The following is a 20638-nucleotide window of genomic DNA, read 5'->3' as shown; positions in this document are numbered from 1 at the left end:
GCTGTGCCATGAACTTTGCATTGCAAAGTAAGCTGCCGTCAAGGGAACTTGGGGCCGGCGGACTCCGGGAACGCCGAGGGGCCCGCACGTTCGCGTCGACCGTGCGGGCCCCTGAGAGGATTCGGGCTCAGCGGGTGGCGAGGGCCTCCAGGAGGCGGTCCAGGGAGGTGCCGAGGCCCCAGCGGGCGGAGAGCTCCTCCAGCGTCATCGGGTAGAGCGGCTCGCGGGGGAGGGCCGGGTCGAAGTCCGGCAGCGGGGCGTCGTCGGCGACGCGGACGACCTTGGGGGCGACATCGAGGTAGCCGGCGCCCTCCACGATGTTGCGGCGGCGGGCCGGGGTGAGCCGGGAGCCGAGGTCGAGGGCGGCGGTGCGGATGGCCGCGAGGTCGCCGTACTCGTTGATCAGCTGGGCGGCGGTCTTCTCGCCGATGCCCTTGACGCCGGGCAGGCCGTCCGACGCGTCTCCGCGCAGGGCGGCCATGTCGGCGTACTGGGCGCCGCGCACGCCGTACTTCTCCAGCAGCAGCGCGTCGTCGGTGACCTGGAGGTTGCCCATGCCCTTGACCGGGTAGAGCACCGTGATCCCGCGGGCGTCGTCCACCAGCTGGAAGAGGTCGCGGTCACCGGTGACGATCTGCACCGGCCCGGCGGCGCGGGCGGTGAGGGTGCCGATCACGTCGTCCGCCTCGTAGTCGGGGGAGCCGACCCGGGCGATGCCGAGCGCGTCCAGCACCTGCTCGATCACCGGGACCTGCGGGGCCAGCGTGTCGGGCACCTCCTCCTCGCCGTCCTCGGCCGCCTCGGCGACCCGGTGGGTCTTGTAGGAGGGGATGAGGTCCACCCGCCACTGGGGGCGCCAGTCGGCGTCCATGCAGGCCACCAACTGGTCGGGCCGGTGGTCGTGGACCAGTCTGGCGATGAAGTCCAGCAGCCCACGGACGGCGTTGACCGGCTCACCCTGCGGCGAGCGCAGGGTGTCCGGTACGCCGAAGTAGGCCCGGAAGTACAGGCTGGCGGAGTCGAGCAGCATCAGTCGCGGTGCGGTCACGACTCAGCATCATGCCGCACCGCGGTGACGGACGGGTGTTGTCAGTGCTCGTGCGGTCCGGCGCGGTGGACCGGGCCGTGGGCGTCGGCGCAGTGCTCGACGGTGGAGTCGGCCGGGGTGGTGATCTGCAGCAGCGCGCCCGCCTCGTCCTCGCCGACGTGGTCGACCTGGAGGGTGGAGTGGGTGATGCCGTACTCCTCCGAGAGCCGGCGCTGCAGGGAGCGCCGCACCGCGTGGCAGTCGCCGCCCGGGGTGACCAGGATGTGCGCGGACAGGGCCGGCTGGCCGGAGGTGATCTCCCAGATGTGCAGGTCGTGGATCTCCTCGACCAGCGGCTCGGTGACCATCCGGTCGGCCACCGCGTCCGGGTCGATCCCCGCCGGGGCGGCCTCCAGGAAGATCCGCCCGGAGTCCCGGACCAGCGCGATGCCGGCCTTGAGCATCAGCGCGACGACGATCAGCGAGGCGATCGAGTCGGCCCGGGCGAAGCCGGTGGTCAGTACGATCGCACCGGCGACGGCGGTGGCGATGAAGGCGTAGAGGTCGGTCAGTACGTGCTGGAAGGCGCCCTCGACGTTCAGCGAGCTGCGGTTGGCCTTGGACATGCACCAGGTGGCGGCGAGGTTGACCACGATCCCGACCAGTGCGGTGATCAGCACCAGTGAGCCGGTGACCTCCGGCGGTTCGAGCAGCCGGGTGATCGCCTCGTAGCCCAGCCAGGCCGACAGCACCAGCAGGGTGACCCCGTTGGCCTGCGCGGAGAGGATCTCGGCGCGCTTGAGGCCGTAGGTGTAGCCGCCGCGGGCCGGGCGGGCGGCGAGCCGCATGGCGATCAGCGCGAGCACGATCGAGGCGGCGTCGGTGAGCATGTGGGCCGCGTCCGAGATCAGGGCCAGGGACTGGGCGGCGAAGCCGACCACGACCTCGCCGGCCATGAAGACGACGATCAGGGCGAGGGCGCTGAGCAGCCAGCGGCGGTCCGCGTCGGCGGCTACGCCGTGCGAGTGGCCGCCGTGGCCATGCGCGTGGCCGTGCCCGCCGGAGCCGTGTGAGTGCGACGGCGAGTGCTCGTGGTCATGCGCATGATCATCGTGCGAATGCTCGTGCCCGGCCATGAAGGTCCTCTCTGGGCGCACGGGTGGGAAAGGGGGCGCGGCGCGACCGCCCCGCAACCGAAGTGAACCGCAGAATCGACAAAGATCCAAAGGTTGTACTGGTGACCGTTGTCGTTCCCGTCCGGGCGGCCGGACCCGGCGCACTCCGCAGCCGCCCGGCGGGCCGAACTCCCTTTCCCTCATGCCCAGTTGCGCTACCCCAGCGCCAGCGAGTCGAGGACCGCCGCGGTGGCCGCCCGGACCAGGGCCCGCATCAGCCGCAGGTCCTCCCCCTGCTCCGGATGCCACTGCACCCCGAGCGTGAACCCCGGACCCTCCACCGCCTCCACCGTCCCGTCCGGCGCGTGGGCGCTCACCCGCAGGCCGGCCCCCAGCCGGTCGACGGCCTGGTGGTGGAAGGTCGGTACCTCCAGCTCGCTCTCCGGCAGCAGCCCGCCCAGCAGCGTCCCCGGCACCGGCCGCACCGGGTGCGAGCCGTAGAGCCCGGGCGAGCCGCCGTGCACGTCCACCGGCACCACGTCCGGCAGGTGCTGCACCAGCGTCCCGCCGCACACCACGTTCAGGATCTGCATGCCCCGGCAGACCGCCAGCAGCGGCATGCCCGCCGCCAGCGCCGACCGCAGCAGCGCGACCTCCCAGGCATCCCGCTCCGGCGACTCGATCTCGGTCGCCGGATGGGCCGGCTGCCCGTAGTACGCCGGGTCGATGTCCGGCCCGCCCGCGATCACCAGGCCGTCCAGCCGGGCCAGCACCTCCGGGGCGCGCTCCGGGACGTCCGGCGGCAGCAGGACCGCGATCCCGCCCGAGTCCCGGACCTGCGCGGTGTACCGCTCGGGCAGCAGGGCCACCCGGCGGCCCCGCCAATCGCTCCAACTCGCGTCCACCAGGTAGGTGCTGACGCCGATCAAAGGCCTGCGATCCATGGCGGGCATTCTCCCCCCGGGGCACCTGATCCACCGTCAGCCACGCGCGTCGGCGCGCCACGGACACCCGACACCCACCCGCCCTCTTCCGCCCCGCGAGTCGCAGGCCGTACGGTTCGCTGTGACCGCTTGATCTCGAAGAGTGATCGAGGAGGAGGGTTCGGCATGTCCGAACTGCCCGAACAGGCCGCCGCCGGCTCGCCGGCCCGCCCGCCGCTGACCCTGGACGGGCTGCGGACCCTGGTGGACTCCGGCGAGGTGCACACCGTCGCGCTCGCCTTCACCGACATGCAGGGCCGCCTCCAGGGCAAGCGCTTCGCCGCCCGGTTCTTCCTCGACGAGGTCGCCGAGCACGGCGCCGAGGCCTGCGACTACCTGCTGGCCGTCGACGTCGACCTGAACACCGTGGACGGCTACGCCTTCTCCTCCTGGGCCACCGGCTACGGCGACTTCGCGATGCGCCCCGACCTCGGCACCCTGCGGCTGACCCCCTGGCAGCCCGGCACCGCCCAGGTCACCGCCGACCTCGCCCGGCACGGCGGCCACCCGGTGGACGCCGCCCCGCGCCAGCTGCTGCGCCGCCAGATCGCCCGGCTCGCCGAGCACGGCCTGGCCGCCGACATCGGCACCGAACTGGAGTTCCTGGTTTTCCGCGACACCTACGAGCAGGCCTGGCTGGGCGGCTACCGCGGCCTGACCCCGGCGAACCTCTACAACGTGGACTACTCGATGCTGGGCACCGCCCGGGTCGAGCCGCTGCTGTCCCGGATCCGCACCGAGATGGCCGGCGCCGGCCTGGTGGTGGAGTCCGCCAAGGGCGAGTGCAACCTCGGCCAGCACGAGATCGCCTTCCGCTACACCGACGCCCTCACCACCTGCGACCAGCACAGCGTCTACAAGACCGGCGCGAAGGAGATCGCCGCCCAGCTCGGCTGCGCGCTCACCTTCATGGCCAAGTACGACGAGCGCGAGGGCAACAGCTGCCACATCCACCTCTCGCTGCGCGACGCCGTCGGCGCCCCCGCCTTCGCCGACCGGGACGGCCGGATGACGGACACCATGCGGTACTTCCTGGCCGGCCAGCTGGTCGCGCTGCGCGAGTTCAGCCTCCTGTACGCGCCGAACATCAACTCCTACAAGCGCTACCGCCCCGGCTCCTTCGCCCCGACCGCCGTCGCCTGGGGCCGGGACAACCGCACCTGTGCCTACCGGGTGGTCGGCCACGGCCCCGGCCTGCGGATGGAGAACCGGGTGCCCGGCGGCGACGTCAACCCGTACCTCGCGGTGGCCGGGATGATCGCGGCCGGCCTGCACGGGCTGCAGCGCAAGCTGGACCTGCCCGCGCCCTGCCTCGGCAACGCCTACGCGGTCGAGGAGTACGTCCGGGTGCCCGGATCGCTGCGCGAGGCGGCCGAGCTGTGGGCGGACAGCGCACTGGCCCGCGAGGCCTTCGGCGACGACGTGGTCGAGCACTACCTGAACATGGCCCGGGTCGAGCAGGCCGCCTACGACGGGGCGGTCACCGACTGGGAGCGCTACCGATCCTTCGAACGGATGTGACGCATGACCGAGCCCGACGCGAGCGCCGGGAGCAGCACCGTCCGCAATCCCGCCACCGGCGAGGTGCTCGCCACCGTCCCCGACACCGCCCCCGAACGGCTGGACGCGGCCGTCCGGCTGGCGGTGACGGCCCAGGCCGGCTGGGCGGCGCTCGCCCCCGGCGAACGCGCCCGGCTGCTGCGCCGGTTCGCCGACCAGGTCGAGGCGCACGTCCCCGAGCTGGCCGCCCTGGAGGTGGCGGAGGCCGGCCACCTGCCGGCCAACGCCCACTGGGAAGCCGGCAACGTCCGGGACCTGCTGGAGTACGCGGCCGGGGGAGTGGAGCGGCTGACCGGCCGGCAGATCCCGGTGGCCGGCGGCCTGGACGTGACCTTCCACGAGCCGGTCGGCGTGGTCGGGGTGATCGCACCGTGGAACTTCCCGATGCCGATCGCCGCCTGGGGCTTCGCCCCCGCCCTCGCGGCCGGCAACGCCGTCCTGCTCAAGCCCGCCGAGGCCACCCCGCTGACCGCTCTGCGGCTGGCCGAACTCGGCCTTGCGGCGGGCCTGCCCGAGGGCCTGTTCCAGGTCGTCCCCGGCGCGGGCACCACCACCGGCCGGGCCCTGGTGGACCACCCGGCCGTCCGTAAGATCGTCTTCACCGGCTCGACCGTCGTCGGCAAGGAGGTCGCCGCCCGCTGCGCCGCCCGCGCCAAGCGGGTCACCCTGGAACTCGGCGGCAAGAGCCCCAGCATCGTCTTCGCCGACGCCGACCTGGCCCGCGCCGCCGACCCGATGTCCTTCGCCGACAACAGCGGCCAGGACTGCTGCGCCCGCAGCCGGATCCTGGTCCAGCGCGAGGTGTACGAGGACTTCCTCGCCCTGCTGCTGCCCGCCGTCGAGAGCCTGCGCACCGGCGACCCGACCGACCCGCAGACGGAGCTCGGCCCGCTGATCTCGGCCGCCCAGGTCCGCCGGGTGGCCTCCTACCTCACCCCCGACCTGCCGGTGCTGGCCCGCGGCAAGGTCCCGGACGGGCCCGGTTACTGGTACCCGCCGACGGTCGTCGGCCCCGAGGACCCGCAGGTCCCGGCCGTCACCGAGGAGATCTTCGGCCCGGTCGCCGCCGTCCTGCCGTTCACCGACGAGGCCGACGCGCTGCGCCTGGCCAACGCCACCCGCTACGGCCTGGCCGGCTCGATCTGGACCCGGGACGTCGGCCGGGCGCTGCGCCTGGCCCGCGGCGTACGGGCGGGCAACCTGTCGGTCAACTCGCACTCCTCGGTGCGCTACTGGACGCCCTTCGGCGGCTACGGCGAGTCCGGGGTGGGCCGTGAGCTGGGCCCGGACGCGCTGCGCCACTTCACCGAGACCAAGAACGTCTTCATCCACAGCGAGGAGTGACAGCCCGATGAGCGAGAAGCACGCCGCGCGGGACGAGGCCGTCTGCCGCCGGCTGGTCGGCCGCACCGCCGTGGTCACCGGCGCGGGCAGCGGGATCGGCCTGGCCGCCGCCCGCCGGCTCGCCTCGGAGGGGGCGAAGGTGGTCTGCGCCGACCTCGATGAGGAGACCGGGCGGGCCGCCGCCAAGGAGGTCGGCGGATTGTTCGTGCACACCGACGTCACCGACCCGTACATGGTGGAGGCGCTGTTCGACGAGGCGTACGAGACCTGCGGCAGCGTGGACGTCGCGTTCAACAACGCGGGCATCTCGCCGCCCGAGGACGACTCGATCCTGACCACCGGCCTGGACGCCTGGCGCAGGGTCCAGGAGGTCAACCTGACCTCGGTCTACCTGTGCTGCAAGGCCGCGCTGCCGTACATGCGCCGGCACGGGCGCGGCTCGATCATCAACACCGCCAGCTTCGTGGCCCGGATGGGCGCGGCCACCTCGCAGATCTCCTACACCGCCTCCAAGGGCGGGGTGCTGGCGATGTCCCGCGAGCTGGGCGTGCAGTTCGCCCGGGAGGGCATCCGGGTCAACGCGCTCTCGCCCGGACCGGTCGACACCCCGCTGCTGCGCGAGCTGTTCGCCGCGGACCCGGAGCGGGCCGCCCGCCGGCTGGTGCACATCCCGCTCGGCCGGTTCGCCCGGGCCGAGGAGATCGCCGCCGCGGTGGCCTTCCTGGCCAGCGACGACTCCTCCTTCATCACGGCGAGCGAGTTCCTGGTGGACGGCGGCATCTCCGGGGCGTACGTCACCCCGCTGTAGCCGCCGCCGGTGGGAATCCCGGCCGCGCCGGCCGCGCCGGACGGGGTTCTCACCGGAATCTCATCGAAAACGGCGGGAATTCCCGGCTGCGCTGATTTCGCGTTTATCCGGCTGCCTTTAGATTCTCTCCTGTGAGCGAGCAGATTCCCGCCGGGTGGTACCCGGATCCCAAGGACACCACGAGCGACCCGAGGCCGCAGCGGTGGTGGGACGGCAAGGGCTGGACGGCCGACACCCGGCCCGCACCCTCGGACGCCCCCGCCTCGGACACCCCTGCGCCGGGCGCGGCCGAGCAGCCCACCGTGCTGGAGGGCGAGGTGCTGGAGAGCGGCCCGACCGTCCGCTACCCGGAGCCACCGCCCTTCGGCGCCGCCTACGGCACGCCCGGCGGGCCGCCGCGCAAGGCCCGGCGCAAGCCCTCCAAGCTGGTGCTGGCGACCACCGTGGCCGCCCTGCTCGGCCTGGGCGTCGGCGCCGGGGTCACCTACCTCGCGACGGACGGCCACGGGGACCGCGCCCCGCGCAGCGCCCGCCCGGTCCCGCAGGGCGGCTACGGCCCGTGGGGCGGCGCCCCGGACTTCGGGGACCCCGGCAACGGCGGCAACGGCGGGAGCGGGAACGGCAAGGGCGGAAACGGCGGCAAGGGCGGGAACGGGGGCGGCCGGACCAGCCCGAACGCCGACAAGGCGATCGACGTGGTCAACCGGCTCACCCTGCCGGTCCCGGACGGCTGGGAGGCCGGCACCACCCAGGACGGCTACGCCTCGCTCAGCGTCGGCTCGTACACCTGCGCGGACGGCAAGAGCAGCTGCTCCCTCGGCGGCGTGAACACCGGCCGGATCAGCGGCGGCGGCACCGACGCTCAGGCAGCGGCCAAGGCCGACATCGCGACGGCCGCCAAGGACGCGTACGGCGACGTCACCGGGCACCAGGAGCTCAAGTCCGAGGCCGTGAAGGTCAACGGCCAGGACGGCTACCTGGTCCGCTGGAAGGTGGACGCGCCCAAGGGCAACAACGGCTACGTGCAGACCGTGGTCTTCCCGTCCGCCGACGGGAAGTCGCTGGTCTCGGTGCACTTCGGCTTCGACATCGCCGACAAGTCGCCCGACGTCGCGGTGATGGACACCGTCGTCCAGGGCATCTCCGTCTACAAGGGCAAGCTGCCGAGCATCCCCGGGCTGCCCGGGACGGGCTCCGGCTCCGGCGGGTCCGGTGCGGACGGCGGCGTCGGGGGCACCACCACCTGAGCACCGCGCTCCTCACACGGCGGCGCCCCACCCGGGTGGGAACCCTCCGGGTGGGCCGCCGTTCGTCGTCGTACGGGTGGTGCCACGGGAGCCGGGCCGGACGGGGGTGTGCCGGCCCGGCTCCCGTGCCCGGCGTCAGGAGTCGCGTCGAACAGCCTCGACGCGACGGCGCCGGAGCACCATGCCGGCCCAGCCGACACCGATCGCGGCAGCGCCCGCGAGCAGCAGCGGACCGGTGGCCGAGGTGCCGCCCACGGCCGCGGAGGCGGTCGGGACCACCTGGCCGGCCGGGGAGTCCGGGTCCCCGCCGTGGCCGTGGTGGGCGACCGTGGACTTGGACGCGTCGGCCGCGATCTGGGCGTCGCTGGGAGCGGCCGGGGCCTGGGCGGCGAGCGCCGACACGGCCGTGGCGGAGGCGCCGAAGTCGACGTCGGAGCAGGAGTAGAAGGCCTCCGGGCTGTCGCTGCGCTGCCACACCGTGTAGAGGACCTGGCGGCCGGTGCGCTGCGGCAGGGTGCCGGAGTAGGTGTAGGACCCGTTGACCGCGTTGCGGTCGACCTGCACCTTGGCCACCGGGGTCTGGTCGAGGTCCGACCACTTCAGCGGCTTGGTCGGGTCGTAGCCCGCCTTGGTGATGTAGACGGTCTGGGTGCCGACGTGCGGCGCGGTGGTGCGGAACTGGAAGGTGAAGGACCCGGCCTTCACCGCGGTGGCCGGCCAGTCGGTGCGCGGCCAGTCCAGCGCCGCGTACTTGTCGCGGTTGGCCGAGCAGAGCTTGCCGTCCGGGATCAGCGCCTGGTGGTTGCCGTTGGCGTTGGCGATGTTGACCTCGTTCCAGTCGTACAGCGGCTGGGTGCCGCTCGCGGCGACGAGGTCCTTGCAGACCTGGGACACCGGGTGCTCGGGGCCCTCGGCGTAGCAGGCGGCGACCCGGCTGACGGGGTTGGTCATCGTGCCGTGGGCGCTGGCGGTGCCGGCGGTGGCACCGGCCACCGCGAGGAGCGCGGCGCCGATCACGCCGACGGACAGGGCATTGCGCTTGATGGACATGGGGTGGGGACTCCTTGACCGTCGTTCCGGGCACGTGTGGGGGAGGAGCGGGCACGCCTGCCCGTTCGGGGGCCGCCGGCCCGGCGCACGGCCCCCGGCCAGAGCGTAGGATTGGTCTGGACCAGATGGCAATAGCCGCGCGTACTGTGCTTGTTGACGGACTGTAGGCCCCCGAGCAGCGCAAAGGCCCGACGGACGGCCGTGGTTAGCCGTTCCATCGGGCCCCGTTAAGGCTCCGGAAAGGTCAGCGCCGCATGTCGTGGATGATGCCGGCCTGGATCACGAGGTCGCTGTTGACGGTCGAGTTCCCGTCGATGGTGTTGATGATGTACGTCCCGCCCACCTTGTTGAACCGTCCGGGGGCGAACTCCGCGAGGATCTCGAAGAGTTCCTCGGCCGCCTGCGGCTCCGTCCGGAACAGTGTGCGCAGCCGGTTGCGCAGGGCGGCGGCCTGGTCGGCCAGGACCTCCTGGTCGCCGTCGGCCTCCAGCACCTCGGCGCGGATCACCTCCAGCTCGGCGCTCGCCTCCTCGTCCCGCTCGCCGCGCCCGAACAGCCGGGCGATCCGTGAACCGGCCTGATTCCAGGCGGCCGTGGCCATCAGGCCGGCCACGGAGGCCGCTCCGGACCTCACCATCTCCTGCACGAGCTCGGCATCCATGCGGCCCCTCCCGGTTCCAGCTTCAGTGTCGGTACCACGTTAGGGCAGAGCCGGACGAAGCGTCAGAGGAACGTCCTGCCCTCGCCCCGGTACGTCGGCACCGTCCGCACCACCCGGTCGTCCTCGATCAGGTGCAGCTCGGCGAAGCGTTCGCACAGCTCACCCGCCTTGGCGTGCCGGAACCAGACCCGGTCGCCGATCAGCAGGTCGTCCGCCGCGGAGCCGAGCAGCGGGGTCTGCACCTCCCCGGCGCCCTCCATCGGGTCGTAGCGCAGCCCGGCCGGCAGGTACGGCACCGGCGAGCGGTCCGGGCCGGCCGCGCCGGAGGCCGGGTAGCCGCCGCCGAGGACGGTCACCACGCCGACGCCGGGGCGGCGCACCACCGGCTGGCCGAAGAGCGCGGCCGGGCGGCCCCGGAACGTGCGGTAGTTGTCGAACAGCTGCGGCTGGTACAGCCCGGAGCCGGCCGCGACCTCGGTGACGGCGCGTTCGGCCACGGTGGACTCCACGCTGCCGGTGCCGCCGCCGTTGACGAACTCCAGGTCGGCCACCTGTCGCAGTCGCCGGACCGTCGCCGCGCGCCGCTCGGCCAGCTCGGCCCGGGCCTTGGCCTGCATCAGCCGGATCAGCCCGGAGCGCACCGGCCGGCCGGGCACCCGGTCGCCCACCCCGGCGACGTGCCCTTCGTACGCCATCAGGCCGACCACCCGGAAGCCCCGGCGGCGCTGGACGAGCTCGGCGAAGGCGCCGAGGTCCTCGGGGGTGCGCAGCGGGGAGCGCCGGGCGCCCACCCGGACCCGGCCGCCGAGCAGGTGCAGAGAGGTGTCCAGCTCCAGGCAGACCCGCACCTCGGCGTCGCCGCCGCGGGCCCGGTCGATCAGGTCCAGCTGGGCCGGGTCGTCCAGCACCACGGTGATCTCGCGGGCGGCCCCGGGGTCGGCGGTGAGATCGGCGAAGCCGGCCCGGTCGGCGGAGGGGTAGGCGAGCAGGATGTCGCGGACGCCGGTGCGGGCCAGCCAGAGCGACTCGTCCAGGGTGAAGCTCATCACCCCGAGGAAGCCGTCCACGGCCAGCGCCCGCTCCAGCAGCGCCCGGCAGCGGATCGACTTGCTGGCCAGCCGGATCGGTTTGCCGCCCGCCCGGCGGACCAGGTCGGCGGCGTTCGCGTCGAACGCGGCGAGGTCCACGACGGCCACCGGCCCGTCCAGGTGGGCGGTGGCGCGGTCGTACCGGAGGCGGTCGGAGACCGGGGCGGGAGCGGTCGCGGGTGCGTCGAGGATCACCATGGGCGCAGGGTGCCACACCGCGCTACCGGTGGGTAGGCCCCGCGTACGGGGAACGTGCGGGGAAATGGGGCCGCTCGCGCGCGGTGGCATAGGGTCGGGCGGGTGGACCGCAAAGACTTCTCCAACCCGGCGTTCGTCGGCAAGAGCATCCCGAACCCCGGCTTCTCCGACGACGACGGCACCGCCGACCCGGCGCTCACCGAGGCCCTCGCGCGCTGGTCGCAGGACGGCGCGGCCGAGTCGGAGGTGCTGGCGGCGCTGACCCCCACCCGGCTGATGGTCCCGATCGTCGCGATCCTCGGCGAGGTCGAGGTGGACGCGCACGGGCACCGGCACGAGAAGACCAGCGACATGGCCGTCCCGGTGCTGGAGGCCCCGGACGGGCGCCGCGCGCTGCCGGCCTTCACGTCGCTGGAGGCGCTGGCCCGCTGGCGCGCCGACGCCCGTCCGGCGCCGACGGCGGCCCCGCAGGCCGCGATGGTCGCCTTCTCGGAGCGGGCCGACACGCTGCTGATCGACCCGGCCGGGCCGGTGCCGTTCCAGCTGAGCGGCGCCCGGCTGCGGGCGCTGGCGGAGAACCGTCCGTTCCTGCCGCCGGCCCTGGACCCGGAGGTGCGCGAGGCGGTCCGCGGGCTGCTGGCGGCGGAGCCGCAGGTGGTCACCGGGCTGCTGGCGGGCTCGGAGGAATCGGACGGGGTGCTCGCGGTGGTGTTCGACCCGGCGCTGGACCAGGCGGGCCTGCAGGCGGCCGCGCAGCGGGTCGGGCGGGCGGTGGCCGCGGACCCGCTGCTGCGGGTGCGGCTGGACCGGGGGCTGGACCTCGCGGTGCTGCCGGCGAGCGCGGAGCTGCCGGGGTTGCCGCTCTTCTGGCTTTGTCTGTGCGGTAGGTCCGGCACGCGCGTGCCGGACCTCCCGCGAGCGGTCTCAGGAGTAGACCGGCCCGGTGAACTTCTCGCCCGGGCCCGCGCCCGGGGCGTCCGGGACGATCGAGGCCTCGCGGAAGGCGAGCTGGAGCGAGCGCAGCCCGTCGCGCAGCGGCGCGGCGTGGAAGTTGCTGATCTCCGGGGCGCCGGCGGTGACCAGTCCGGCCAGTGCGGTGATCAGCTTGCGGGCCTCGTCCAGGTCCTTGTCCTTGTCGCCGCCCTCGGCGAGACCGCACTTGACGGCGGCGGCGCTCATCAGGTGCACCGCGACGGTGGTGATCACCTCGACGGCCGGGACCTCGGCGATGTCGCGGGTGAGGTCGTCGAAGCCGATCGCGTCGTCGTCCGCGCCGGGGTTCTGGGTGGGCTCGCTGCTCAAGGTGGGCTCGTTCCATCGTGTCGGTCTGTCCGTACCCATGGAGCGTACAAGGGCCCCTTCGGTACCAGGACGCGGCCGTATCCGCGCCGGGAGGCGGCCGTTCCCGGCGCCGGGAGGAGGCCGCGCGAGGGGGCGGAATAGCGTTCGCCCCCCCGACGCTGTAAGCTTCGAGACTGACCGGCCGGGATCCCGTATGGGCACTCGGCCAGCAAGTGGAGGCTCCACTGAGGAGGCCCGAGAGGGCAACCGCGAAAGTCTCCCACCTGGTCGGCCTCAGGGTCGACGGGTCCCGGTCCGCGACGGGCGCCACTGGCGCCGAGTCGCCGCAGCGCCCCTCACCGGGTGTTGCCCCCGGTTGTGTGGAGCCCCGCTTGTACCGAGCGGGGCTTTTTTCGTGTGGCGGTGTACGTACCGGACAGCGCAGCACGAATGAAGCCCCGCCCAGTGGTCGAGTCCACTACGTGCGACCGCCGTCCGACGGCCGCATCGCAGAAGGTGCAACCGAGGAGGCCCCATCAGCACCGAGCCCCGCATCAACGACCGGATTCGCGTCCCCGAGGTGCGACTCGTCGGTCCCAGCGGCGAGCAGGTCGGCATCGTGCCGCTTGCCAAGGCGCTGGAGCTCGCGCAGGAGTACGACCTCGACCTGGTCGAGGTCGCGGCGACCGCCCGGCCGCCGGTGTGCAAGCTCATGGACTACGGCAAGTTCAAGTACGAGTCGGCCATGAAGGCCCGTGAGGCGCGCAAGAACCAGGCGCACACGGTCATCAAGGAGATGAAGCTCCGGCCGAAGATCGACCCGCACGACTATGACACCAAGAAGGGTCACGTCGTCCGGTTCCTCAAGCAGGGCGACAAGGTCAAGATCACGATCATGTTCCGCGGTCGTGAGCAGTCCCGCCCCGAGCTGGGCTTCCGTCTGCTTCAGCGGCTCGCCGACGACGTCCAGGACCTGGGCTTCGTGGAGTCCTCGCCCAAGCAGGACGGCCGCAACATGATCATGGTCCTTGGCCCGCACAAGAAGAAGACCGAGGCGATGGCCGAGGCCCGCGCCCTCGCGGACGCCCGCAAGGCCGAGCGTCAGGGCCGCACCGCCGGCTCCGACGCCGCCGAGGAGACCGAGGACGAGGACGTCGTGACCGACCTCGATGTCGACGTCGAGGACGTCGAGGTCGAGGATGCCGCGACCGAGGCGCAGGACGCCCCGGCCGAGGCGCCGGCCGTCGAGGCCGACGCTCCGGTCGAGCAGCCGGCCGCCTCCCAGGGCGCCTGAGCCCTCACCGGCCAGGAGGCCCGGGAGACCGGCCCCCAGGGTGACGGGGCGGCCCGCCCGGTCACCGCAGATCCATCCAGTTCACGCCCGCGCGGCGCACGTCGCGCGGGCGCGGACGGGACTGACGAGGAGATACGGCGAAATGCCGAAGCAGAAGACGCACAGTGGCGCCAGCAAGCGCTTCAAGATCAGTGGCTCTGGCAAGGTGCTGCGCGAGCGCGCCGGCCGCCGCCACCTCCTGGAGCACAAGCCCTCGACGCTGACCCGCAAGCTGGCCGGGACTGTCGAGCTGGCCCCCGCTGACGCCAAGAAGATCAAGAAGCTTCTCGGCAAGTGATCGCCCTCCCGCCCGGCGCGAGCCGCGAGCGGGGCAGCTGATCCTTCCCGACCCATTCGAATGACGGACCACGTGAAGTAGTCCGTGGTCCAACCCAAGGAGTAATCAAGTGGCACGCGTCAAGCGGGCAGTCAACGCCCACAAGAAGCGCCGGGTCATCCTGGAGCGCGCCAGCGGCTACCGTGGCCAGCGTTCGCGCCTGTACCGCAAGGCCAAGGAGCAGGTCACCCACTCGCTGGTCTACAACTTCAACGACCGCAAGAAGCGCAAGGGCGACTTCCGTCAGCTGTGGATCCAGCGCATCAACGCTGCGGCCCGTGCCAACGGCATCACCTACAACCGCTTCGTGCAGGGCCTGAAGGCCGCCAGCGTCGAGATCGACCGCAAGATGCTGGCCGACCTGGCCGTCAACGACCCGGGTGCGTTCGCCTCCCTGGTCGAGGTCGCCCAGAAGGCGCTGCCGGCCGACGTGAACGCCCCGAAGGCCGCCGCCGACGCCGCCTGATCTTCCGAGATCGGTTGAGCTCTGACCGGACCCGCAGGCTCGCCTGCGGGTCCGGTCCTGCTTTTCCCCCTCCTTCAGCGCCTCCGGAGAACGAGACCATGCCGAGCACCGACACCCCCCTGCTGACCTCCCTGCGCTCGCCGCGCGTCGTGGCCGCCCGCCGGCTGGCCAAGCGCAACCAGCGCACCAAGGAGCGCCGCTTCCTGGCCGAGGGCCCGCAGGCCGTCCGGGAGGCCATCTCCTTCGGCAGGCTGCCGGGCAGCGGCGAGCACGCCGTGGTCGAGGTCTACGCGACCCCGGAGGCCGCCGAGCGGCACGCCGGCATCGTCGAGGCCGCCCTGGTCGAGGGACTGCCGGTGCTGACCGCCACCGACGAGGTGATCGCCGAGATCTGCGACACGGTGACGCCGCAGGGCATCGTGGCGCTCTGCCGCTTCATCGACACCCCGTTCGCCGAGGTGCTCAAGGCCCGTCCGAAGCTGGTCGCGATCCTCGCCCACGTGCGCGACCCCGGGAACGCCGGCACGGTGCTGCGCACCGCCGACGCGGCCGGTGCGGACGCCGTGGTGCTCACCGACGCCTCGGTGGACCTCTACAACCCGAAGGCCGTCCGGGCCTCCGTGGGCAGCCTGTTCCACCTGCCGGTGGCGGTCGGGGTACCGGTCGAGGAGGCCGTCGGCAGGCTGCGCGAGGCCGGCGTCCGGGTGCTCGCCGCGGACGGCGCGGGGGAGCGCGACCTGGACCAGGAGCTCGACGAGGGCACCCTGGGGGCGCCCGGCGCATGGGTGTTCGGCAACGAGGCCTGGGGGCTTCCGGAGGAGACCCGCGCGCTCACCGACGAGGTCGTGCGCGTCCCGATCCACGGTCACGCCGAGAGCCTCAACCTGGCCACCGCGGCGGCGGTCTGCCTGTACGCCTCCGCGCGCGCCCAGCGCTCGCCCGGCGGCTGCCGTTCGAACGCCTGACGCACCCGGGGGCGCGTCAGGATCCACGCGGCAAGCCCTACTGCACGGGCCTGGGAGGCGCTAGGGTCTGCCTCGGTGGGGGGAACGGCACGGTGGGTAATCGGGGAGGCAACCCATGGTCGGCAGCGGACCCGAGCTCGACCCGGACGACCTGCCGGACGGCCTGGTGGTCGCCGACGCGCTGGGCCGGGTGGTCTGCTTCAACCGGGCCGCGGCCCGGCTCACCGGCGTGCTCCCGCAGGCCGCGCTCGGCAGCGGACTGGAGGACGTCCTCCCGCTGGAGGACCTGGACGGCCGCCGCTGGTGGCCGCTGACCGACCCGTACGGCGGTCTGGCCACCCGCACCCGTCAGCCGGAGCGCAACCTGCTGCTGCCCGGGGGGCGCGAGGTGCTGGTCTCCGCCCGGTACGTGCGCAGCGCGCCGGGCGGGCCGCTGGAGCGCCTGGTGATCGCCCTGCGCGGCACCGAGGCCCGGCGCCGCACCGAGCGCAGCCACGCCGAGCTGATCGCCACCGTGGCGCACGAGCTGCGCTCCCCGCTGACCAGCGTCAAGGGCTTCACGGCGACGCTGCTGGCCAAGTGGGAGCGGTTCACCGACGGGCAGAAGCGGCTGATGCTGGAGACCGTGGACGCGGACGCCGACCGGGTCACCCGGCTGATCGCCGAGCTGCTGGACATCTCCCGGATCGACTCCGGCCGGCTGGAGCTGCGCAAGCAGGTGGTCGACCTGGCCGCGGCGGTGCGCCGGCACGTCGAGCGCAAGGTCGCCACCGGCATCCCCGAGGACCGCTTCGACATCCGGATCGGCGAACCGCTGACCGTCCTGTGGGCCGACCCGGACAAGGTCGACCAGGTGCTGGCCAACCTGCTGGAAAACGCGGTGCGGCACGGCGAGGGAACTGTCACCATCGAGGTGGCACCGGCCAAGGAGGTCGTCGAGGCGCCCGTCTGGGAGCGCGGCGGCACCCCGCCCCGCATCGTGGAAGGCACAGCGGTCACCGTGAGCGACGAAGGCAGCGGCATCCCCGAGGAGTCGATGCCCCGCGTCTTCACCCGCTTCTGGCGCGGCTCCAAGCGCGGCGGCACGGGCCTGGGCCTCTACATCGTCAAGGGCATCGTGGAGGCCCACGGCGGCTCGATCCGCGTCGACCGCGCGCCCGGCGGCGGCGCCCGGTTCCGATTTATCCTGCCCGCCGGGGTGCCCGACTTCATGCTCTGAAGGAGCATGAACGACGAGCACGGCATGCTCTGAAGGAGCATGCACGGCAGGCGCACCGCATGCTCGGAGTTCCCGAGCAGGTCGGACGTCGTCTCCCCGGACGGGCTTCGCGGCAGCGGTGATACCCGCTGCGACTACACTCGACCTTTGGCGTTGGCCCAAAGACCTTGAGCACGGACGAGCAGGAGCACGGGAAAGATAGAGATGTCGGCACCCAACAAGTCGTACGACCCGGTCGAGGTCGAGGCCCTCAAGCCCGAGGTGGTGGAGCAGGCGCGGGACGAGGCGATCGCCGCGTTCGCCGCCGCCGGCTCCCTGGACGAACTGAAGCAGGCCAAGGTCGCCCACACCGGCGACCGCTCCGCGCTCTCGCTCGCCAATCGCGAGATCGGCGCTCTGCCCCCGCACGCGAAGGCGGCGGCCGGAAAGCTGATCGGCCAGGCCCGCGGGGCGGTCAACCAGGCCCTTGCCAAGCGGCAGGCCGAGCTGGAGGCGGAGCGCGACGCCCGCGTGCTGGTCGAGGAGGCGGTGGACGTCACGCTGCCGTACGACCGCGCCCCGCGCGGCGCCCGGCACCCGCTGACCACCATGGCCGAGCGCATCGAGGACACCTTCGTCGCGATGGGCTACCAGGTCGCGGAGGGCCCCGAGGTCGAGGCCGAGTGGCTCAACTTCGACGCCCTCAACCTGGGCCCGGACCACCCGGCCCGCTCGATGCAGGACACCTTCTTCGTCCAGGCCCCGGACGGCTCCGCCGACTCCGGCGTGGTGCTGCGCACCCAGACCTCCCCGGTCCAGGCCCGCACCATGCTCGACCGCGAGCCCCCCGTCTACGTGGTCTGCCCGGGCCGGGTCTACCGGACCGACGAGCTGGACGCCACCCACACCCCGGTCTTCCGGCAGGTCGAGGGCCTCGCGGTGGACGAGGGCATCACCTTTGCCGACCTCAAGGGCACCATCGAGGTGCTGGTCGAGAAGCTGATCGGTGGCGGCCTGGAGCTGCGCTGGCGCCCGTCCTACTTCCCGTTCACCGAGCCGAGCGCGGAGATCGACCTCCAGTGCTTCGTGTGCCGCGGTGCGAGCGTCGGCAACCCGGACCGGCCGTGCCGGACCTGTTCCTCCGAGGGCTGGATCGAGCTCGGCGGCTGCGGCGTGGTCAACCCGCGGGTGCTGGTCGCCTGCGGCGTCGACCCCAACCGCTACAGCGGCTTCGCCTTCGGCCTGGGCCTGGAGCGGATCCTGATGAATCGTCACAACGTCGCCGACATGCGCGACATGGTCGAGGGTGACGTCCGCTTCACCCTCCCGTTCGGGATGGAGATCTGATGCGCGTCCCGCTTTCCTGGCTGCGCGAGTACGTCGACCTGCCGGCCGGCGAGACCGGCCGTGACGTCGCGGAGCGCCTGGTCCGGGCCGGCCTGGAGGTCGAGACCGTCGAGCAGATCGGCACGGACCTCAAGGGTCCGCTGGTGGTCGGCGAGGTGCTCTCCATCGAGGAGCTGTCCGGCTTCAAGAAGCCGATCCGGCACTGCTTCGTGAACGTCGGCGACGCCAACGGCACCGGCGAGCCGCAGGAGATCGTCTGCGGCGCGACCAACTTCGCCGTCGGCGACAAGGTCGTGGTCGTGCTCCCGGGCGCCGTGCTGCCCGGCCCGTTCCCGATCGCGGCCCGCAAGACCTACGGCCACACCTCGGCCGGCATGATCTGCTCCGCCCGCGAGCTGGGCATGGGCGACGACCACGACGGCATCATCGTGCTCCCGCCGGAGTTCGAGCCCGGCACCGACGCCATCGAGCTGCTCCAGCTCGTCGACGAGGTGCTCGACATCGCCGTCACCCCGGACCGCGGCTACTGCCTGTCCATGCGCGGCGTGGCCCGTGAGGCCGCCGCCGCGTACGGGCTGCCGCTGGCCGACCCGGCGCTGCTCGACGTGCCGCCGGCGAACTCCTTCGGCTACCTGGTGAAGGTCAACGACCAGACCGGCTGCGACCGCTTCGTGGCCCGTACGGTCGTCGGCGTCGACCCGAACGCCAAGTCCCCGATCTGGCTGCAGCGCCGGCTCCAGAAGTCGGGCATCCGCCCGATCTCGCTGACCGTCGACATCACCAACTACGTGATGCTGGAGGTCGGCCAGCCGCTGCACGCCTACGACAAGCAGCGCGTGTCGGGCCCGATCACGGTCCGCCGGGCGGAGCAGGGCGAGAGCCTCACCACCCTCGACGGGGTCGAGCGCAAGCTCTCCGCCGAGGACCTGCTGATCTGCGACAACAGCGGCCCGATCGGCCTGGCCGGTGTGATGGGCGGCGCCTCCACCGAGATCCTTGACCCGGCCGCGGGGCCGGGCACCACCGAGGTGATCATCGAGGCGGCGCACTTCGACGCGGTCGCCATCGCCCGCAGCGCCAAGCGGCACAAGCTGCCCTCCGAGGCGTCCAAGCGCTTCGAGCGCGGCGTCGACCCGGAGGCCGCCCGCGCCGCCGCGCAGCGCGCCGTCGACCTGCTGGTCCTGATCGCCGGCGGCACCGCCGAGGCCGGGGTCACCGACATCGCGGCCCCGCACCCGGTGCGCACCATCACCATCGCCGCCGACCTGCCCGACCGGGTGGCCGGCACCGGGTACGGCCGCGAGACCGTCACCCGGCGCCTGCAGGAGATCGGCTGCTCGGTCTCCGGCGCCGACGTCCTGGAGGTCACCCCGCCGACCTGGCGCCCGGACCTCACCGACCCGTACGACCTCGCGGAGGAGGTCATCCGGCTGGAGGGCTACGACAACGTCCCCGCCCGGATGCCCGACGTTCCCCCGGGCAAGGGCCTGACCGAGGCCCAGCGGGTGCACCGCCGGATCGGCGTCGCGCTGGCCGGGGCCGGCTACGTCGAGGTCAACAACTACCCGTTCCTCGGCGAGACCGCCTTCGATGCGCTCGGCCTGGAGGCGGACGACCGGCGCCGCCGCACGGTGAAGCTGGTCAACCCGCTGAACGACGAGGAGCCGGCGCTGCGCACCACGCTGCTGCCGGGCCTGCTCGGCGCGCTGCGCCGCAACGTCGGCCGGGGCAACACCGACCTGGCGATCTTCGAGACCGGCACCGTCTTCCTGCCCAAGGACGAGCTGAGCGTGGCCCCGCGTCCGGCGGTCGACCACCGGCCCAGCAACGAGGAGCTGGCCGCGCTGGACGCCGCGCTGCCGGACCAGCCGCGTCGGATCGCCGTCGCCCTCGCGGGTGAGCGGCTGCCGTCGGGCTGGTGGGGCAAGGGCGCCCAGGCCTTCTGGGCGGACGCCGTCGAGGCAGCCCGCACGGTGGCCCGGGCGGCCGGCATCGAGCTGACCGTCCGGCAGGGCCAGCTGGCCCCGTGGCACCCGGGCCGTTGCGCCGAGCTGCTGGTGGCCGGCACCGACCGGGTGGTCGGCCACGCCGGTGAGCTGCACCCGCGGGTGGTCAAGGCGCTCGGGCTGCCGGCCCGCACCGTCGCGATGGAGATCGACATCGACCTGCTCACCGCCGACGGCGCCGAGCGGGTCGGCGGCCCGACCGTCTCCGGTTTCCCGGTGGCGACCCAGGACGTCGCGCTGATCGTCGACACCGCTGTCCCGGCCGCCGAGGTCGAGGCCGCGCTGCGCTCCGGCGCGGGCGAACTGCTGGAGGCCATCCGGCTGTTCGACGTGTTCACCGGTGAGCAGGTCGGCGAGGGCAAGAAGTCGCTGGCGTACGCGCTGCGCTTCCGCGCGACCGACCGCACCCTGACCGCCGACGAGGCGACCGCCGCCCGCGAGGCGGCCGTCGCCGAGGCCGTCGCCCGCACCGGCGCGGTGCTGCGCGGCGTCTGACGCGGCCGTAGTACCCAGGAGGGCCCCGCCCCGGACCACGAGTCCGGGGCGGGGCCCTTTCCGCTTCCCCGGGTTGACACTTCCCCGGGCTGACGGTGCCCCGGGTTGACGGTGCGTCGGTCCATCGTT

General features: G+C 73.1%; 18 protein-coding genes and 1 pseudogene. 12 read left to right on the top strand and 7 right to left on the bottom strand.

Annotated features, from left to right (window positions below; all coding sequences use genetic code 11):
- Positions 1-127 precede the first annotated feature (127 nt).
- From ACWGJO_RS13580 to ACWGJO_RS13570, 3 genes are all read right to left on the bottom strand, one after another.
- Positions 128-1030 (bottom strand): 5'-3' exonuclease, encoded by a 903-nt coding sequence (locus ACWGJO_RS13580; RefSeq protein WP_452183569.1) that lies wholly within the window; start codon positions 1028-1030, stop codon positions 128-130.
- A 59-nt stretch (positions 1031-1089) separates the two neighbouring features.
- The gene (locus ACWGJO_RS13575) at positions 1090-2163 is read right to left on the bottom strand and encodes a cation diffusion facilitator family transporter (RefSeq protein WP_452183556.1); all 1074 of its coding nucleotides are present in this window, start codon (positions 2161-2163) and stop codon (positions 1090-1092) included.
- 194 nt (positions 2164-2357) lie between these two features.
- Entirely contained in the window at positions 2358-3086 is a 729-nt protein-coding gene (locus ACWGJO_RS13570) for a gamma-glutamyl-gamma-aminobutyrate hydrolase family protein (protein WP_452183555.1), read from the bottom strand.
- Between the two features lie 165 nt (positions 3087-3251).
- Here ACWGJO_RS13570 and ACWGJO_RS13565 point away from each other — a divergent pair, with 165 nt between their 5' ends.
- The 4 genes from ACWGJO_RS13565 to ACWGJO_RS13550 all read left to right on the top strand — a co-directional run bounded on the left by ACWGJO_RS13565 (position 3252) and on the right by ACWGJO_RS13550 (position 8084).
- Entirely contained in the window at positions 3252-4646 is a 1395-nt protein-coding gene (locus ACWGJO_RS13565; RefSeq protein ID WP_359905898.1) for a glutamine synthetase family protein, read from the top strand.
- A 3-nt stretch (positions 4647-4649) separates the two neighbouring features.
- A complete protein-coding gene (locus ACWGJO_RS13560; protein WP_452183554.1) occupies positions 4650-6029 on the top strand; it encodes an aldehyde dehydrogenase family protein in 1380 nt (459 codons plus the stop codon).
- Between the two features lie 7 nt (positions 6030-6036).
- The gene (locus ACWGJO_RS13555) at positions 6037-6837 is read left to right on the top strand and encodes a 3-oxoacyl-ACP reductase (protein WP_359905904.1); all 801 of its coding nucleotides are present in this window, start codon (positions 6037-6039) and stop codon (positions 6835-6837) included.
- 131 nt (positions 6838-6968) lie between these two features.
- The gene (locus ACWGJO_RS13550; protein ID WP_452183553.1) at positions 6969-8084 is read left to right on the top strand and encodes a DUF2510 domain-containing protein; all 1116 of its coding nucleotides are present in this window, start codon (positions 6969-6971) and stop codon (positions 8082-8084) included.
- Positions 8085-8219: 135 nt separating this feature from the next.
- Here the strand turns inward: ACWGJO_RS13550 and ACWGJO_RS13545 are convergent, their stop codons facing one another.
- From ACWGJO_RS13545 to ACWGJO_RS13535, 3 genes are all read right to left on the bottom strand, one after another.
- The gene (locus tag ACWGJO_RS13545; protein ID WP_452183552.1) at positions 8220-9134 is read right to left on the bottom strand and encodes a lytic polysaccharide monooxygenase auxiliary activity family 9 protein; all 915 of its coding nucleotides are present in this window, start codon (positions 9132-9134) and stop codon (positions 8220-8222) included.
- A 244-nt stretch (positions 9135-9378) separates the two neighbouring features.
- Complete coding sequence (locus tag ACWGJO_RS13540; RefSeq protein ID WP_380552978.1) at positions 9379-9795, bottom strand: hypothetical protein; 417 nt, start codon at positions 9793-9795, stop codon at positions 9379-9381.
- A 62-nt stretch (positions 9796-9857) separates the two neighbouring features.
- Positions 9858-11081: an amino acid deaminase/aldolase gene (locus tag ACWGJO_RS13535; RefSeq protein WP_452183551.1), complete on the bottom strand. Its 1224-nt coding sequence runs from the start codon at positions 11079-11081 to the stop codon at positions 9858-9860.
- A 102-nt stretch (positions 11082-11183) separates the two neighbouring features.
- Here ACWGJO_RS13535 and ACWGJO_RS13530 point away from each other — a divergent pair.
- A pseudogene (locus ACWGJO_RS13530) lies at positions 11184-11948 on the top strand (SseB family protein); the annotation flags it as partial.
- A gap of 57 nt (positions 11949-12005) precedes the next feature.
- On the opposite strand, the gene ACWGJO_RS13525 reads toward ACWGJO_RS13530, so the two are convergent.
- A complete protein-coding gene (locus tag ACWGJO_RS13525; protein WP_380352725.1) occupies positions 12006-12422 on the bottom strand; it encodes a DUF1844 domain-containing protein in 417 nt (138 codons plus the stop codon).
- A gap of 475 nt (positions 12423-12897) precedes the next feature.
- On the opposite strand from ACWGJO_RS13525, the gene infC reads away from it, so the two are divergent.
- The 7 genes from infC (at position 12898) to pheT (ending at position 20509) form a co-directional block, all read left to right on the top strand.
- The gene (gene infC / locus ACWGJO_RS13520) at positions 12898-13656 is read left to right on the top strand and encodes a translation initiation factor IF-3 (protein ID WP_452183568.1); all 759 of its coding nucleotides are present in this window, start codon (positions 12898-12900) and stop codon (positions 13654-13656) included.
- Between the two features lie 142 nt (positions 13657-13798).
- Complete coding sequence (gene rpmI, locus ACWGJO_RS13515; protein WP_030055648.1) at positions 13799-13993, top strand: 50S ribosomal protein L35; 195 nt, start codon at positions 13799-13801, stop codon at positions 13991-13993.
- Between the two features lie 109 nt (positions 13994-14102).
- On the top strand, positions 14103-14498 hold the full coding sequence (rplT, locus tag ACWGJO_RS13510; protein ID WP_030055649.1) for a 50S ribosomal protein L20: 396 nt from the start codon (positions 14103-14105) through the stop codon (positions 14496-14498).
- Positions 14499-14596: 98 nt separating this feature from the next.
- Positions 14597-15463 (top strand): TrmH family RNA methyltransferase, encoded by an 867-nt coding sequence (locus ACWGJO_RS13505; protein ID WP_452183550.1) that lies wholly within the window; start codon positions 14597-14599, stop codon positions 15461-15463.
- Between the two features lie 115 nt (positions 15464-15578).
- Positions 15579-16682, top strand: coding sequence for an ATP-binding protein (locus ACWGJO_RS13500; protein WP_452183549.1), 1104 nt, complete (start codon positions 15579-15581; stop codon positions 16680-16682).
- 204 nt (positions 16683-16886) lie between these two features.
- Positions 16887-18008: a phenylalanine--tRNA ligase subunit alpha gene (gene pheS / locus ACWGJO_RS13495; protein WP_188299334.1), complete on the top strand. Its 1122-nt coding sequence runs from the start codon at positions 16887-16889 to the stop codon at positions 18006-18008.
- Positions 18008-20509: a phenylalanine--tRNA ligase subunit beta gene (gene pheT / locus ACWGJO_RS13490; protein ID WP_452183548.1), complete on the top strand. Its 2502-nt coding sequence runs from the start codon at positions 18008-18010 to the stop codon at positions 20507-20509. Before pheS ends, pheT begins: the two co-directional genes overlap by 1 nt.
- Positions 20510-20638: the final 129 nt, after the last annotated feature.

The sequence above is a fragment of the Kitasatospora sp. NPDC054795 genome (assembly GCF_053611565.1).
This window is presented reverse-complemented; position numbering and strand designations above follow the sequence as displayed.

Bases quoted from the DNA above. Each gene is read 5' to 3' on its own strand.
- ACWGJO_RS13555 (WP_359905904.1), top strand. From the start codon at position 6,037: ATGAGCGAGAAGCACGCCGCGCGGGACGAGGCCGTCTGCCGCCGGCTG.
- rpmI (WP_030055648.1), top strand. From the start codon at position 13,799: ATGCCGAAGCAGAAGACGCACAGTGGCGCCAGCAAGCGCTTCAAGATC.
- ACWGJO_RS13580 (WP_452183569.1), bottom strand. From the start codon at position 1,030: ATGCTGCTCGACTCCGCCAGCCTGTACTTCCGGGCCTACTTCGGCGTA.
- ACWGJO_RS13575 (WP_452183556.1), bottom strand. From the start codon at position 2,163: ATGGCCGGGCACGAGCATTCGCACGATGATCATGCGCATGACCACGAG.
- ACWGJO_RS13540 (WP_380552978.1), bottom strand. From the start codon at position 9,795: ATGGATGCCGAGCTCGTGCAGGAGATGGTGAGGTCCGGAGCGGCCTCC.
- ACWGJO_RS13565 (WP_359905898.1), top strand. From the start codon at position 3,252: ATGTCCGAACTGCCCGAACAGGCCGCCGCCGGCTCGCCGGCCCGCCCG.
- ACWGJO_RS13500 (WP_452183549.1), top strand. From the start codon at position 15,579: ATGGTCGGCAGCGGACCCGAGCTCGACCCGGACGACCTGCCGGACGGC.
- ACWGJO_RS13505 (WP_452183550.1), top strand. From the start codon at position 14,597: ATGCCGAGCACCGACACCCCCCTGCTGACCTCCCTGCGCTCGCCGCGC.
- ACWGJO_RS13535 (WP_452183551.1), bottom strand. From the start codon at position 11,081: ATGGTGATCCTCGACGCACCCGCGACCGCTCCCGCCCCGGTCTCCGAC.
- ACWGJO_RS13525 (WP_380352725.1), bottom strand. From the start codon at position 12,422: ATGGGTACGGACAGACCGACACGATGGAACGAGCCCACCTTGAGCAGC.
- pheS (WP_188299334.1), top strand. From the start codon at position 16,887: ATGTCGGCACCCAACAAGTCGTACGACCCGGTCGAGGTCGAGGCCCTC.
- ACWGJO_RS13545 (WP_452183552.1), bottom strand. From the start codon at position 9,134: ATGTCCATCAAGCGCAATGCCCTGTCCGTCGGCGTGATCGGCGCCGCG.
- ACWGJO_RS13570 (WP_452183555.1), bottom strand. From the start codon at position 3,086: ATGGATCGCAGGCCTTTGATCGGCGTCAGCACCTACCTGGTGGACGCG.
- pheT (WP_452183548.1), top strand. From the start codon at position 18,008: ATGCGCGTCCCGCTTTCCTGGCTGCGCGAGTACGTCGACCTGCCGGCC.
- ACWGJO_RS13560 (WP_452183554.1), top strand. From the start codon at position 4,650: ATGACCGAGCCCGACGCGAGCGCCGGGAGCAGCACCGTCCGCAATCCC.